The organism is Pseudoalteromonas marina (genome assembly GCF_000238335.3).
Taxonomy (GTDB): domain Bacteria; phylum Pseudomonadota; class Gammaproteobacteria; order Enterobacterales; family Alteromonadaceae; genus Pseudoalteromonas; species Pseudoalteromonas marina.
In genome coordinates this window covers 131,344-145,126 of sequence record NZ_AHCB03000006.1, presented here as the reverse complement: position 1 = coordinate 145,126, position 13,783 = coordinate 131,344, and the positions used below count along the sequence as shown (strand labels likewise).

Here is a 13,783-nt window from a genome sequence, read left to right as displayed (position 1 = left end):
GTGTCCTCTTATTCTGTTTCGGCGTTGAATTTTTTACGTAATGCCTGATGAATTTTTGCTTGTTCTTCATCAGTCAGGGCTTGGTATTCGTTATTTGATACGACAAAGAAATCCTCTGCACGTTCACCTACCGTTGTTATGCGGGCTGCATGAATATGGAGTAAATGTGCTTGGAAAACTTCGGCTATTTTGGTTAGTAGACCGGGTATATCAACCGCTTGTATTTCAATTAAGCTGCGATCTTTTCTAGCATGTGGGCGCAGCACAATTTTGGGTTTGATATTAAAGTCTTTAAAACGTTGTGAGCGACTCTTTTTAAAGCGAATTTTTTTACGCGGGTCATTAAGTGCTTGCTCAAGGCCGCGTTTAATCGATTGCGCGCGGCTACTTGCGATAGGGTCGCCGCTGACTTCAAGAATAACAAAGCTAAACAGTACATAACCGTCTTTGGTGGTCAGTACTTGTGCGTGTTGGATCTGTGCCTTTTTAGTACCAATTATGTTTACTAAACGGGCGAATAGGGCACCCGAGTAAGGACTGTAAACAAACACTTGCGTGCCGCCGTGCATAGGCGCATTCGACACTATTACACTCGGTTGACTTAAATCGGTGCTATTTACTAAATGCTCGGTTTGCCACGATATTTGCTGCTCGCTAAATGCAGTAAAGTAGTTTGCTTTAAAGCGGCTCCAAATTAAGTCAATTTTTTCTTCAAGGTACCCTAAATTAAGCAGGCGTTGTTTTGCTTGGTGCTTTTTATCACGAATTTGGTCGCGTTGGTCCATTGGGTTTTCAAGGCCCAAACGCAATGCACGTTGTGTGTGCAAATAAAGTTCGCGCAATAAGGTGTTTTTCCAATCGTTCCATAGGTTGTCGTTAGTGGCACGAATATCTGCCACAGTTAAACAATAAAGGTAATCGAGTTGGCGCTCTGTTTTTACACGTGTTGCAAAGTCTTTGATTACTGTAGGGTCGTTTATGTCTTTTCTTTGTGCAGTTACCGACATAAGTAAGTGATTACCAACAAGCCATGCGATAAGCTTGCCATCGGATGATGAAAACCCATGTAACTTAGCAAATGCAATAGCATCGACCGACCCTAGCTCTGAGTGATCGCCACCACGGCCTTTCGCAATATCATGAAAAATACCGGCTAAATATAAAAGCTCGGGTTTATCCATTCGGGTGACTATTTCACTACAAATTGGAAATTCACTCACGCCCGTTTTATCAAAGTATTGGTAAATATTATTGATTAACTTGTGGGTGTGCTCGTCTACCGTGTAGGCATGAAATAAATCAAACTGCATTTGCCCAAAAATATTACGCCATTGCGGTAAGTATGCTGCCAGCATGCCGTGCTTATGCATTAATGTGAATGCGCGGCCCATACCGTTAGGGTGTTTTACCAAGCGTAAGAAAGCTTCACGGCAGGCCGCGTAATCTTGCAGGTCACCCAACAAACGACGGCGTACTTGGCGAATAGTGCGTATAGTGCTTGGGTAAATATGGGTAATTTCTGGATTTTCAGCAATGTGCTCAAACAGAACAAAAAGTTGATCGCGCCTAAAAAATACAGATGGGTCTTTAACACGAATTTGATGGCCAACACGCTCAAAATTTCTGTCGAGTACCTCAACAACGGCTTCGCTGCTTAGTGGCGAAATGCTTTGCTCAAAATACGAAAGCAGCATCTGATTAAGTTCGCGTACACGGCTCATTATACGAAATAAGCGCTTCATCATACGTTCAACCGACGCTTTACCATCGCTACCAAAGCCAAGTATTTCTGCAGCAAGGGGTTGGTGATCAAATAGTAAACGGTTTTCTGATCGTCCTGCGGCTAAGTGCAGGGCAAAGCGAATGTTCCATAGGTTTTCTAAACACTCTGAAAGCTCTTGAAACTCTTCATGGGTTAAGTAGCCATGGTTTATGAGCTCTTGGAGGGTTTCGGCTCTAAAATGCTTTTTGGCTACCCAAATAATAGTTTGTAAATCGCGAAGACCACCTGGGTTTTCTTTTATGTTTGGCTCTAAGTTGTACGCTGTTCCGTGACATTTACGGTGACGCAGATTTTGCTCTTGTACTTTGGCTTCAAAAAAGTCGTTAGAGCCCCATACTGGCGTTTCGAGTATAAAGTTTTTAAGCTTTTCAAACTCAATATGATTACCAAAAATTAGTCGGCTTTCGAGTAAGCTGGTGGCAAAGGTGACGTCTTCGCGTTTTTGCTCTATTGCTTGATCAATAGTACGAACGCTGTGGCCAATCTCTAAGTTAAGATCCCACAGCATAGTGACAAATTGACCTATTTTTTCACATACCGCTTCACTTGGTTGCTCTGTTACAAGCAGTAAGAAGTCGATATCTGAATAAGGGTGAAGCTCACCACGTCCGTAACCGCCTACGGCAATCAGCGCTAAATCAGGCTCATGAGATAGATCATAAACATGAAATAATTTGATCAACAGGCGGTCGATAAACTCAGCCCGGGCATTAATTAAATTACCAACTGGTTGTTTTGAAAATTCGTTATGCAACCATTTGTAAAAATAGCTGGAACAATCGCGATAGTCACTTAGTTGCTCAGCATCGCTAAGCAACTTTTTTACTTTGTTGGGTAATGCCACGTGGGCTGGCTCCTCATTGAACCTTCCACATTGATAAACGTACTATCAACTGCGTAGGTTTATTAGTGTTCGATAATCCTGTCGATAGTATCATCTGATCGTAGCGTTAAAATTTCAACACCATTTTCAGTCACTAATAACGTGTGTTCCCACTGTGCAGACAAACTGCGGTCGCGTGTTACAACCGTCCACTCATCTTTAAGCAGTTTACATTGGCGCTTGCCCGCATTAACCATTGGCTCAATAGTTAAACACATACCCGCTTTTAATGTTTCACCGGTACCGGCTTTACCGTAATGCATAACCTGTGGTTCTTCGTGAAATTCGCTACCAATACCATGGCCGCAATATTCACGTACTATTGAGTAGTTGAAGCTCTCGGCGTATTTTTGAATTGCTTCGCCAATATCACCTAAACGTACACCCGGCTTTACCATTTTAATGGCAAGATATAAGCTTTCTTGTGTTACTTCAGCCAAACGCTTACCTTGAATGTTTGGTTTACCTACGTGAAACATTTTAGATGTATCGCCGTGGTAGCCATCTTTGATAACAGTGATGTCGATATTTACGCTGTCACCTTCTTTTAACGGTTTGTCGTTGGGAATACCATGACAAATTACATGGTTAACAGAGGTGCAAATTGATTTTGGAAAACCATGATAGTTTAAAGGAGCAGGGACTGCTTTTTGCTCGTTAACAATATAATCATGACAAATAGTATTTAGCTCATCAGTGGTGATCCCCGGCACGACATGTGGGCCGATCATTTCAAGTACGTCTGCTGCTAAACGCCCAGCTACACGCATTTTCTCTATTTCTTCAGGGGTCTTGATAATAGCGCTCATTGAGGCTCCAAAGTTGCGTTTCTAACATTTTATCGCTGCATAATTTTTGCACGCGATGTTGAGTATTTAATTTTAATATGGTATAAAGCGCGCCGTCTTTTTACAAATAAATTCTTAAATGATTTTTTGTATTTAAGGCAAACACAATTTGATTTTAACACACACACGTATCGTCACATACACTTGGGTGCATTAGAAGTTTAAATACTTCGGTGTTGGTGCTATGGGATATGTGGAGGCCTAACCCTAAACAACTATAGAGGATCTATAAAATGGCAAACGTTTCAATGCGCGACATGCTTCAAGCTGGTGTTCACTTTGGTCACCAAGCACGTTACTGGAACCCTAAGATGAAGCCTTTCATCTTCGGCACTCGTAACCGTGTACATATCATCAACCTTGAGCAAACTGTACCAATGTTCAACAACGCACTTAAGTTTTTAAGTGGCGCTGCTGCAAACAAAGGTAAAGTTCTTTTCGTTGGTACTAAGCGCGCAGCAAGCGACGCAGTTAAAGAAGCTGCTATCGCAAGCGATCAGTTTTACGTTAACCACCGCTGGTTAGGTGGCATGTTGACTAACTGGAAAACAGTACGTCAATCAATCAAGCGTCTTAAAGACCTTGAAATCCAAAGCCAAGACGGTACTTTCGAGAAATTAACTAAGAAAGAAACGTTAATGCTTAACCGCGAAATGGAAAAGCTTGAAAAGAGCCTTGGTGGTATCAAAAACATGGGCGGTCTTCCAGACGCGATCTTTGTTATCGATGCTGACCACGAGCACATTGCTATCCGTGAAGCTAACAACCTAGGTATTCCAGTTGTTGCAATCGTAGATACTAACTCTAATCCAGACGGCGTTGATTTCATCGTTCCTGGTAACGATGATGCTATCCGTGCTGTAACCCTTTACACTAGCGCTGTTGCAGCTGCTATCACTGAAGGTCGCGAGAATAACATCGTTGCTCAAGCTGAGAATGACGATTTCGTTGAAGCTGAGTAATTAGCTGTCATCAAGTCTTCATCTTAATTGGATGAAGACTTGCTATTCTTGTAGAGCGGGTAACCCGCTTATCTAAACCAGATTTCAGATTTGAGGATTTACTAATGGCTGTAACTACTGCCCTAGTTAAAGAATTACGCGAGCGTACAGGCGCTGGCATGATGGATTGTAAAAAAGCGTTAACTGAGACTGATGGTGACATCGAGTTAGCGATTGAAAACATGCGTAAGAGCGGTGCTGCAAAGGCTGCTAAAAAAGCAGGTAACATTGCTGCTGAAGGTACTATCATCATCAAGCAAAATGCAGGTGTTGCGGTACTTGTTGAAGTTAACTGTCAAACAGACTTCGTTGCAAAAGATGTAAGCTTCTTAGCATTTGCTAACAAAGTTGCTGACGCTGCAATCGCTGAAACAATTTCTATCGAAGACTTACAAGCTAAGTTTGAAGAAGACCGTGTTGAGCTAGTAACTAAAATTGGTGAAAACATCAACGTACGTCGTCTACAGTACATCGCTGGTGAAAACCTAGTTGAGTACCGTCACGGTGAGCGTATTGGTGTTGTTGTTGCTGGTGTTGCTGACGAAGAAACACTTAAGCACGTTGCAATGCACGTTGCTGCTTCAAGCCCTGAGTACTTAACACCTGCTGATGTTCCTGCAGATGTTGTAGAAAAAGAGAAGCAAGTTCAAATCGATATCGCGATGAACGAAGGCAAGCCTGCTGAAATCGCTGAAAAAATGGTTGTTGGTCGCATGAAGAAGTTTACTGGTGAGGTTTCTCTTACTGGTCAAGCATTCATCATGGAACCTAAAAAATCTGTTGGCGATGTTCTTAAAGAGAAAAACGCAACAGTTACTGGCTTCGTACGTGTAGAAGTTGGTGAAGGTATCGAGAAAAAAGAAGAAGATTTTGCTGCTGAAGTTGCTGCTCAAATTGCTGCTGCTAAAGGTGAGTAAGATTGACTAACTGTGAAGGACAAGGAAATTAGATGCAATTAAAGTACTATTTGCTTTTGCTTCACGCTTAGAAATTCTTTAAAATAACCGCGCTTTTATGTTTAACATAAGCGCGGTTATTTTTTATCCATAATTCAATAAAAGTTGGCCCCAAAACTATGACTATCAATCGCAAACCTATTTTTAGACGTGTTCTTCTCAAATTAAGTGGTGAAGCTTTAATGGGAGACGAAGGCTTCGGCATCGACCCTAAAGTTTTAGACCGTATGGCACAAGAAATTAAAGAGTTAGTAGAGCTCGACGTAGAAGTGGGTTTAGTTATTGGCGGCGGTAATTTTTTACGCGGTGGGTCATTAGCTGAAGCGGGTATGAACCGTGTAGTAGGCGATCACATGGGTATGCTTGCAACGGTAATGAATGGCCTTGCAATGCGTGATGCGCTGCATCGTGCTTTTGTAAACTGTCGATTAATGTCTGCTATTCCACTTAATGGTGTATGTGATGCATACAACTGGGCTGAAGCAATAAGCTTATTAAAAACTGGCCGCGTTGTTATTTTTGCAGCGGGTACGGGTAACCCGTTTTTCACTACAGATTCTGCTGCGTGTCTACGTGGTATTGAGATTGAAGCTGATACAGTTATTAAAGCAACAAAGGTTGATGGCGTGTTCAGTGACGATCCTGTGAAAAACCCAGAAGCGACACTTTACCGTCACTTAAGCTACAATGAAATTATTGATAAAGAATTAAAAGTTATGGATTTAGCGGCATTTACTTTAGCCCGCGATCACAATATGCCATTAAGCGTATTTAACATGAATAAATCAGGCGCGTTAAAACGCGTAATTATGGGTGAAGAAGAAGGAACACTTATCTCTTCACAAGCCTCAGATGAAGTAATCAAATAATTAGGATTGAACCGTGATTAACGATATTCAAAAAGATGCGCAAGCGCGCATGCAAAAGAGTGTAACAGCACTAGGTAGCCAACTTTCTAAAATTCGTACTGGCCGTGCTCACCCTGCAATTTTAGATGGCATTATGGTGTCTTACTACGGTGCTCCTACACCGTTAAATCAAGTTGCAAATGTAACAATTGAAGATTCACGTACGCTTGCCATTGGTGTTTTTGACAAGTCATTAGCGCAAGCCGTTGAAAAAGCGATTATGGCGTCTGACTTAGGTTTAAACCCTATGTCGGCTGGTACAGTTATTCGTGTGCCACTTCCTCCACTTACAGAAGAGCGCCGTAAAGATTTAATTAAAATTGTACGTGGCGAAGTTGAAGGCGGCCGTGTTGCTGTTCGTAATATTCGCCGTGATGCTAATGGTGATATTAAAGCACTATTAAAAGATAAAGATATCTCTGAGGACGAAGCGCGCCAAGGCGAAGATGCAATCCAAAAGTTAACAGATAAATTTATCAAAGAAATGGACACTCAATTAACAGCGAAAGAAGCTGAGTTGATGGAAATCTAAACAGCTAAATAAGCTGAGCTAGTGTATACAAATATATTAGTTTTGAAACGCCGTCTGGGTTATACTAGGCGGCGTTTTTTTATGGAATACTCGATATTTATGGCTTTAAACGCTGATACAATTTCACAACAATGTTTACCTAAGCATGTTGCTATCATCATGGACGGGAACGGGCGTTGGGCGCAAGCTAGAAATAGGCCTCGTGTGTATGGGCACAAAAAAGGCGTGGACGCTGTTCGTCAATCTGTTCAGTTTTGTACTAAATTAGGCGTACAATCGTTAACCTTATTTGCATTTAGCAGTGAAAACTGGCGCCGCCCTGAAGACGAAGTAAATACGTTAATGGAGCTTTTTTTGTTTGTATTAACAAAAGAGGTTAAAAAGCTTCACAAAAACAATGTAAAACTAACCATCATTGGAGACCTATCTCGGTTTTCTGAAGGGTTGCAAAACAAAGTACATAGTGCGCAGCAACTGACAGAAAATAACACAGGGTTGTGTTTAAATGTGGCTGCCAATTATGGTGGCCGTTGGGATATGGCAAACGCGGCTAAACAACTCGCAATGCAAGTTGCAAGCGGTGACATAGACGCACAAGATATTACTGAAGAGCGTATTGCGCAGCATATGAGCATGGCCGATCAACCTGAACCCGATTTACTTATTCGAACGGGGGGCGATGTTCGCATTAGTAACTTTTTACTATGGCAAGCAGCTTACGCAGAACTTTACTTTACCGAAACACTTTGGCCTGATTTTAATGAAGCAGCATTTGCTGAGGCCATTGCGTGTTACGTTGCTAGAGAGCGACGATTTGGTTGTACGGGCGAACAAATAAAACAATTACTCGCTCAAACCTAAATAGATTAAGGGTCACAATTTTGTTAAAACAACGCATTTTAACCTCGCTAGTGTTAGCACCCGCAGCGCTCGCCTTGGTTTTTTATACACCATTGACGTTATTTAGTTACTTTGCCGCCGCCATCGTTTTAATGGGCGCTTGGGAGTGGTCAGCTTTTATGGGGCTATGTGACAAAATAAAAAGAGGCGCCTTTGTTGTGCTTGTTGCAGCTTTACTTGCTGTGCTTAATTTACACTGGCCGATAGAGTCGCTTTGGCAAAATGGTCAGCTAGTGGGCGATGCTAATTATTTATTTACTTTGGCGTTTGCATGGTGGATTGTTGCTAGTTACTTAGTATGGCGTTATCCAGCAATGGCAAAAGCGTGGAATGAAGGGCTAGTAATGCGTGGCATTGCAGGGCTTCTGACTTTAGTGCCGCTATGGCTTGCGCTCAATACTCTTCGTAGTGCGCAATACCTTGAATCTACTCACTTTGGCTCTATGCTGATTTTGGTTGTATTAGGTATTGTATGGAGCGCTGATATTGGTGCGTATTTTACAGGTAAAAGTTTTGGTAAACACAAACTTATGCCAAAAGTAAGTCCAAATAAAACAATTGAAGGCCTTGCCGGTGGTATTGTTGCATCAGTATTATTTGTTATGGCGTTTTGTCATTTTACCGACGTGGATTTAGCCGTATGGCCGATTTACGCCATTATGACGGCATTTATAGCGCTATTTTCGGCAATTGGCGATTTACTTGAAAGTATGTTTAAACGTGAAGCAGGCCTTAAAGACAGTGGCAAATGCTTACCTGGGCATGGCGGTATTTTAGATCGCATTGACAGCTTAACAGCAGCCGCGCCTATGTTTGTAATGTGTTATGCATGGACTTTAAGTTTATGAGTCATAAGCAGCAGCTAGTTATTTTAGGTGCTACGGGGTCAATTGGTTTAAGTACACTTGATGTTGTAGCAAAAAACAGTGATTTGTTTGATGTATTTGCTTTAACAGCGGGTCAAAATGCAAAAAAAATGGCTGAGCTTTGTATTAACCATTCACCCCTTTATGCTGTCATGGCAACACAAAGTGCAGCAGAAGAACTGTCATTGCATTTAAAGGGTACAGCGTGCCAAACTCTGATTATGCATTCACAACAGGCAATGAGTGATTTATGTGCGCACCCTGATGTAGATATAGTTATGTCTGCCATTGTTGGATCCGCAGGCTTGTTACCTACACTCAGTGCGGTTGAAGCAGGTAAAAAAGTGTTGCTTGCGAATAAAGAATCGCTGGTTATGTCGGGCCAATTGTTCATTGATAAAGTTAAAAAGCACAAAGCAACTTTACTGCCAATCGACAGCGAACATAACGCTATTTTTCAGTGTCTACCTCACTCACTACAAAATGCTCAAAGCGATAAAAATCTGCAAGATAATGGTGTCAGTAAAATCTTACTTACCGGTTCAGGCGGTCCATTTCTAACGCGTGATATACGTACCTTAAAAGATGTCACCGTTAGTGAAGCGGTAGCTCATCCTAATTGGTCTATGGGTCAAAAAATCTCAGTAGACTCCGCAACTATGATGAACAAAGGCCTTGAGTTTATTGAAGCCAAGTGGCTATTTAACTGTAATAGCGATGATATTGACGTTGTTATTCATCCTCAAAGTATTATTCACTCGATGGTTCAGTATCATGATGGCTCAATTTTAGCGCAAATGGGTAATCCTGATATGCGTACGCCTATTGCTCATGCATTAGCGTTCCCAAAACGAATTGACGCAGGTGTTAAACCGCTTAATTTTTCTGATATTTGTGATTTTTCGTTCACTAAACCTGACTTTACCCGTTACCCTAATTTGCAACTTGCTATTGATGCATGTTCGGCGGGGCAGGGGGCAACAACGACCGTTAATGCTGCAAATGAGATAGCTGTTGCTGCATTTTTAAAAGGTAAAATTGGTTTTACAGATATTTATAAAATTAATGCACAAACCTTAGAGTCGGCTCAATTCACCAACGTACAGAGTTTAGATGAAATATTACAATGCGATGAGCTTGCACGTCTCAGTGCAACTCAGTTTATAAATAAAGTGGCTCATTAGTATGTTTGATTTTATTTGGAATCTTGGCTCATTTATTTTGGCATTAGGTATTTTAGTTACTGTGCATGAGTATGGCCATTTTTGGGTAGCACGAAAGGCGGGTGTTAAGGTGCTACGCTTTTCTATTGGTTTTGGTAAGCCCTTAATTAAATGGCACGATAAATACAATACAGAATATGTCATAGCAGCTATTCCACTAGGTGGATATGTCAAAATGCTTGATGAGCGTGTGGACGATGTTCCAGCAAATCAGCGACATTTATCGTTTAACTCAAAGTCAGTACAAGCACGTATTGCTATTGTTGCAGCTGGGCCTATGGCAAATTTTTTGTTTGCTATTTTTGCGTTAGCGGTGATGTACATGGTGGGTGTGCAATCGGTAAAACCAGTCGTAGGCAGCATTACTGAAGGAAGCCGAGCAGAGCAAGCCGGGCTTATGCCAAGCCAACACATTATTAAAATTGGTGATGATAATATAACCACGTGGCAAGACGCGACGTTTGCTTTTATGTCGCGATTAGGTGAAGAGCGCGTAGAGATTACAGTTCGCGATGAAAACTTACAAACACGAGTCAAAACGCTCAATATTGATGGTTGGAAGCTCGACCAACAAGATGTTCCTCCACTAACCTCTTTGGGTATTGTCCCCTTTAGGCCACAAGCAACATTAACGGTTGCAGCGGTGACTAAAAATTCAGCAGCGGAACAAGCAAATTTGCAAGTTAACGATACTATTTTGGCTGTAAACGGTGAAACTATAAGCAATTGGCCGCAATTAGTTAATGTAATTACGCAATCGGCTAACAAATCTTTACAATTTAGTGTAAAAAGACAAGATAGTATAAAAAGCATAACAGTGACCCCACAAGGGCGTGTTGGCAACAATGGTATAGAACAAGGTTTTTTAGGTGTAGCACCTGTTGTTCAGCAATGGCCAGAGGGGTATGTACAATCGCGAAGTTTTGGACCACTTGATAGTATTGTTCGTGGTACAAAAGAAACTTGGCGGTTGATTACGCTGAGCTTTGACATGATTGGTAATTTAATTACGGGTCAGGTTTCGGTTAAAAACTTAAGTGGTCCTGTTGGTATTGCAGTGGGAGCGGGGACTAGCGTAAGCTATGGTTTAGTTGCTTTTTTAAGCTTTTTAGCCCTGATAAGCGTTAACTTGGGCGTATTTAATTTATTACCTCTGCCAGTGCTTGATGGTGGACACTTAATGTATTACATAATTGAACTTTTTCGTAAAAAGCCGGTCTCTGAAAAGACGCAAGAATTTGGTTTTAAAGTGGGAGCGTTGCTACTCATTTTTCTAACATGTTTCGCTTTGTTCAATGATGTATCGCGTTTGTAATTACAGCGCAACATTTACTAATTAGAACACGATTGTAACGCACCCGTATTTTAGGTGTTAAGCGGTAATACAGTTGTAAAGGATAAAGATAATAAAATGGCTATAAAAAAACATTTGGCAGTTTCAAGTTTATTGGGTGCAAGCTTTGCCGCCCTAGGCCAAACTTCCTTTATTGTTGAAGACTTGAAAGTTGAAGGCTTACAACGCGTAGCACTTGGTGCTGCATTGACTCATATTCCTATTAACGTAGGCGATAATGTAGATGACTACACAATTTCAAAAACAATAAAGTCACTTTATCGTTCTGGTCACTTCGACAACATCAAAGCATTACGTGATGGCAACAACGTTATTTTTAAAGTAACAGAGCGCCCAACAATTAGCTTCATTGAGTTTGAAGGCAATAAAGATATCAAAGATGAGCAACTTAACGAGTCGCTTGATCAACAAGATATTCGCCAAGGCGAACCATTAGATAAAACCGTAATTGATAATATTGAAAAAGGCTTAGTAGAGTTTTTCCATAGTATTGGTAAATACAATGCAACGGTTGATATCAGCGTTACTAAATTGCCACGTAACCGCGTAAAACTTAAATTGGAGTTTGATGAAGGTGATGCCGCGTCTATCCGCCAAATTAACTTAGTGGGTAACGAGCTTTTTTCTAACGAAGAATTATTAAAACTTGCTGAGTCTCAGCAAGATTTACCTTGGTGGCAATTTATGGGTAGCGATCGCTACCAAAAACAAACCATTGAAGGTGATTTAGAAAAAATCCGCAGCTTTTATTTAGACCGTGGTTACTTACGTTTTAATATTGATTCGACGCAGGTATCGGTAAGCCCAGAGCGTGAATCTGTATATGTTACGGCCAACCTTACCGAAGGCGTTAAATACAAGGTTAAAGGCTTTGATTTTATTGGTGACTTACTCGGTCGTGAAGATTTAATTAAAAGTGTTATCCCACTCAGAGCTGGTGAGCTTTACAATGGTTCTGTTGTAACCTCTTCAGAAGAGTTTATTAAAAGTTATTTAGCACGTTTTGGTTATGCAAATGCTGAAGTGCGCACAATTCCTGAAATTGATGACGAAAAGCAAGAAGTTCAGTTAACTTTATCTGTTAACCCAGGTAAGCGTGTTTATGTTCGTCGTATAATTGTTGGTGGTAACCAAAACACCGCTGACGAAGTATTGCGCCGCGAAATGACGCAGCTAGAAGGTGCATGGTTATCAAACCAGAACCTTGAGCGTTCAAAGCTACAAATTCAACGTTTACCTTATATGGAAACTGTTGATTTTAACGTAGTCCCTGTGCCAGGTGTAGACGACCAAGTTGACGTAGATTTCACAGTAAAAGAACAATCTGCCGGTAGCTTTAATGCTGGCCTTGCTTATGGTTCATACCTAGGTCTACAGTTTAATATTGGTGTGACTGAATCTAACTTCTTAGGAACAGGCAACCAAATTGGTTTAAATTTAAATACTTCTACTGGCTCTGAAAGTGTCAGTTTATCGTATACCGACCCTTATTTTACACCAGATGGTGTTTCACAAGGCAGCAGTATTTTTTACCGAAACTACGACGCAAGTAAGTTTAGTCTTGTAGATTACAAATCAAAAAGTTATGGTTTAGGTACAAATATTGGTTTTCCGATTGATGCAATCAACCGGGTTAATTTTGGTGTTCGTTGGATAAAAGAAGAGCTGTCAGATATTGCCGAGTACGAGCAAACGCGTGTATTACGTGAGACATTTTTTGACCCTGAAAACCCTGATGCAGGCTTTGACTTTACCAAATATGAATTAAGTGTTGGTTGGTCACGTATAACGGTTAACCGTGGTTTATTCCCGACAGCGGGTTCACGCCAAACGTTAAATTTAACGGGGACTACACCGAACTCAGATTTAACTTACTTCAAGCTTAATTACGATTCACGCTTTTATTGGCCAATATCTAACGACCATCGCTGGGTTTTCTCGGCTCGTGCGGCGCTCGGTTATGGTAATGGTTATGGGTCAACAAATGGATACGATCAAACGCTTCCATTCCAAGAGTTCTTCCGTATTACGGAAATGGAACTACGTGGCTTTGACCGTAATACAATATTGCCACAAGCTGTGTCACGTATTGCAACGACGATTCCTGGAACACTAAACCCAGATGGTTCTACCTCAGGTCCTATCAATAGTGCGTCGGAGTTTGACCAGTTAATACCACAAGGTCGAATTGGTGGTAACGCCAAAGCGGTGGCGGGTATGGAGTTAATCGTTCCTACGCCGTTTTTAGATGAAGAAAACACAAGTTCAGTGCGTACCAGCTTTTTTGTTGATGCTGCAAACGTATGGGACACAGAGTTTAGCGTAGACCGTTATCAAAACTTACTCGTAGATCAACGCAATAAGCTGGATGATTATTCAGATCCTATGCGTTTTAGAGTATCGACCGGTTTATCATTACAGTGGATCTCTCCAATGGGTCCAATGCTGATTAGTTTTGCGTATCCATTGCAAAAAGAAGAAGATGACGATACGAAGACCATCAGTTTTAATATTAGTAACACTTTCTAA

General features: G+C 41.2%; 11 protein-coding genes. 9 read left to right on the top strand and 2 right to left on the bottom strand.

What is annotated here, in order from left to right; translation table 11 throughout:
* Nucleotides 1-8: 8 nt before the first annotated feature.
* Together glnD and map are read right to left on the bottom strand one after the other, a co-directional pair.
* The gene (gene glnD / locus PMAN_RS09575; RefSeq protein ID WP_010557179.1) at nucleotides 9-2,627 is read right to left on the bottom strand and encodes a [protein-PII] uridylyltransferase; all 2,619 of its coding nucleotides are present in this window, start codon (nucleotides 2,625-2,627) and stop codon (nucleotides 9-11) included.
* A 62-nt stretch (nucleotides 2,628-2,689) separates the two neighbouring features.
* Nucleotides 2,690-3,475, bottom strand: coding sequence for a type I methionyl aminopeptidase (map, locus tag PMAN_RS09570; RefSeq protein ID WP_006793637.1), 786 nt, complete (start codon nucleotides 3,473-3,475; stop codon nucleotides 2,690-2,692).
* 272 nt (nucleotides 3,476-3,747) lie between these two features.
* Between map and rpsB the strand changes: the two genes are divergently transcribed.
* The 9 genes from rpsB to bamA all read left to right on the top strand — a co-directional run bounded on the left by rpsB (nucleotide 3,748) and on the right by bamA (nucleotide 13,783).
* Nucleotides 3,748-4,476: a 30S ribosomal protein S2 gene (gene rpsB / locus PMAN_RS09565; protein ID WP_006793636.1), complete on the top strand. Its 729-nt coding sequence runs from the start codon at nucleotides 3,748-3,750 to the stop codon at nucleotides 4,474-4,476.
* Nucleotides 4,477-4,580: 104 nt separating this feature from the next.
* Nucleotides 4,581-5,432, top strand: a complete 852-nt coding sequence (tsf, locus tag PMAN_RS09560; protein ID WP_006793635.1) for a translation elongation factor Ts — start codon at nucleotides 4,581-4,583, stop codon at nucleotides 5,430-5,432.
* A gap of 158 nt (nucleotides 5,433-5,590) precedes the next feature.
* Nucleotides 5,591-6,340: a UMP kinase gene (gene pyrH / locus PMAN_RS09555; RefSeq protein WP_006793634.1), complete on the top strand. Its 750-nt coding sequence runs from the start codon at nucleotides 5,591-5,593 to the stop codon at nucleotides 6,338-6,340.
* 49 nt (nucleotides 6,341-6,389) lie between these two features.
* Nucleotides 6,390-6,911: a ribosome recycling factor gene (gene frr / locus PMAN_RS09550; protein WP_282447153.1), complete on the top strand. Its 522-nt coding sequence runs from the start codon at nucleotides 6,390-6,392 to the stop codon at nucleotides 6,909-6,911.
* Nucleotides 6,912-6,992: 81 nt separating this feature from the next.
* Nucleotides 6,993-7,772: an isoprenyl transferase gene (locus PMAN_RS09545; RefSeq protein ID WP_008126663.1), complete on the top strand. Its 780-nt coding sequence runs from the start codon at nucleotides 6,993-6,995 to the stop codon at nucleotides 7,770-7,772.
* A 20-nt stretch (nucleotides 7,773-7,792) separates the two neighbouring features.
* A complete protein-coding gene (locus tag PMAN_RS09540) occupies nucleotides 7,793-8,659 on the top strand; it encodes a phosphatidate cytidylyltransferase (RefSeq protein WP_006793631.1) in 867 nt (288 codons plus the stop codon).
* Nucleotides 8,656-9,861 (top strand): 1-deoxy-D-xylulose-5-phosphate reductoisomerase, encoded by a 1,206-nt coding sequence (gene ispC, locus PMAN_RS09535; protein WP_033035365.1) that lies wholly within the window; start codon nucleotides 8,656-8,658, stop codon nucleotides 9,859-9,861. The genes PMAN_RS09540 and ispC overlap by 4 nt, the downstream gene beginning before the upstream one ends.
* A 1-nt stretch (nucleotide 9,862) precedes the next feature.
* Nucleotides 9,863-11,215: a sigma E protease regulator RseP gene (gene rseP / locus PMAN_RS09530; RefSeq protein ID WP_010557177.1), complete on the top strand. Its 1,353-nt coding sequence runs from the start codon at nucleotides 9,863-9,865 to the stop codon at nucleotides 11,213-11,215.
* Nucleotides 11,216-11,311: 96 nt separating this feature from the next.
* Nucleotides 11,312-13,783, top strand: coding sequence for an outer membrane protein assembly factor BamA (gene bamA, locus PMAN_RS09525; RefSeq protein WP_010557176.1), 2,472 nt, complete (start codon nucleotides 11,312-11,314; stop codon nucleotides 13,781-13,783).

Bases quoted from the DNA above. Each gene is read 5' to 3' on its own strand.
- map (WP_006793637.1), bottom strand. From the start codon at position 3,475: ATGAGCGCTATTATCAAGACCCCTGAAGAAATAGAGAAAATGCGTGTA.
- rpsB (WP_006793636.1), top strand. From the start codon at position 3,748: ATGGCAAACGTTTCAATGCGCGACATGCTTCAAGCTGGTGTTCACTTT.
- tsf (WP_006793635.1), top strand. From the start codon at position 4,581: ATGGCTGTAACTACTGCCCTAGTTAAAGAATTACGCGAGCGTACAGGC.
- pyrH (WP_006793634.1), top strand. From the start codon at position 5,591: ATGACTATCAATCGCAAACCTATTTTTAGACGTGTTCTTCTCAAATTA.
- frr (WP_282447153.1), top strand. From the start codon at position 6,390: ATGCAAAAGAGTGTAACAGCACTAGGTAGCCAACTTTCTAAAATTCGT.
- PMAN_RS09545 (WP_008126663.1), top strand. From the start codon at position 6,993: ATGGAATACTCGATATTTATGGCTTTAAACGCTGATACAATTTCACAA.
- ispC (WP_033035365.1), top strand. From the start codon at position 8,656: ATGAGTCATAAGCAGCAGCTAGTTATTTTAGGTGCTACGGGGTCAATT.
- rseP (WP_010557177.1), top strand. From the start codon at position 9,863: ATGTTTGATTTTATTTGGAATCTTGGCTCATTTATTTTGGCATTAGGT.
- bamA (WP_010557176.1), top strand. From the start codon at position 11,312: ATGGCTATAAAAAAACATTTGGCAGTTTCAAGTTTATTGGGTGCAAGC.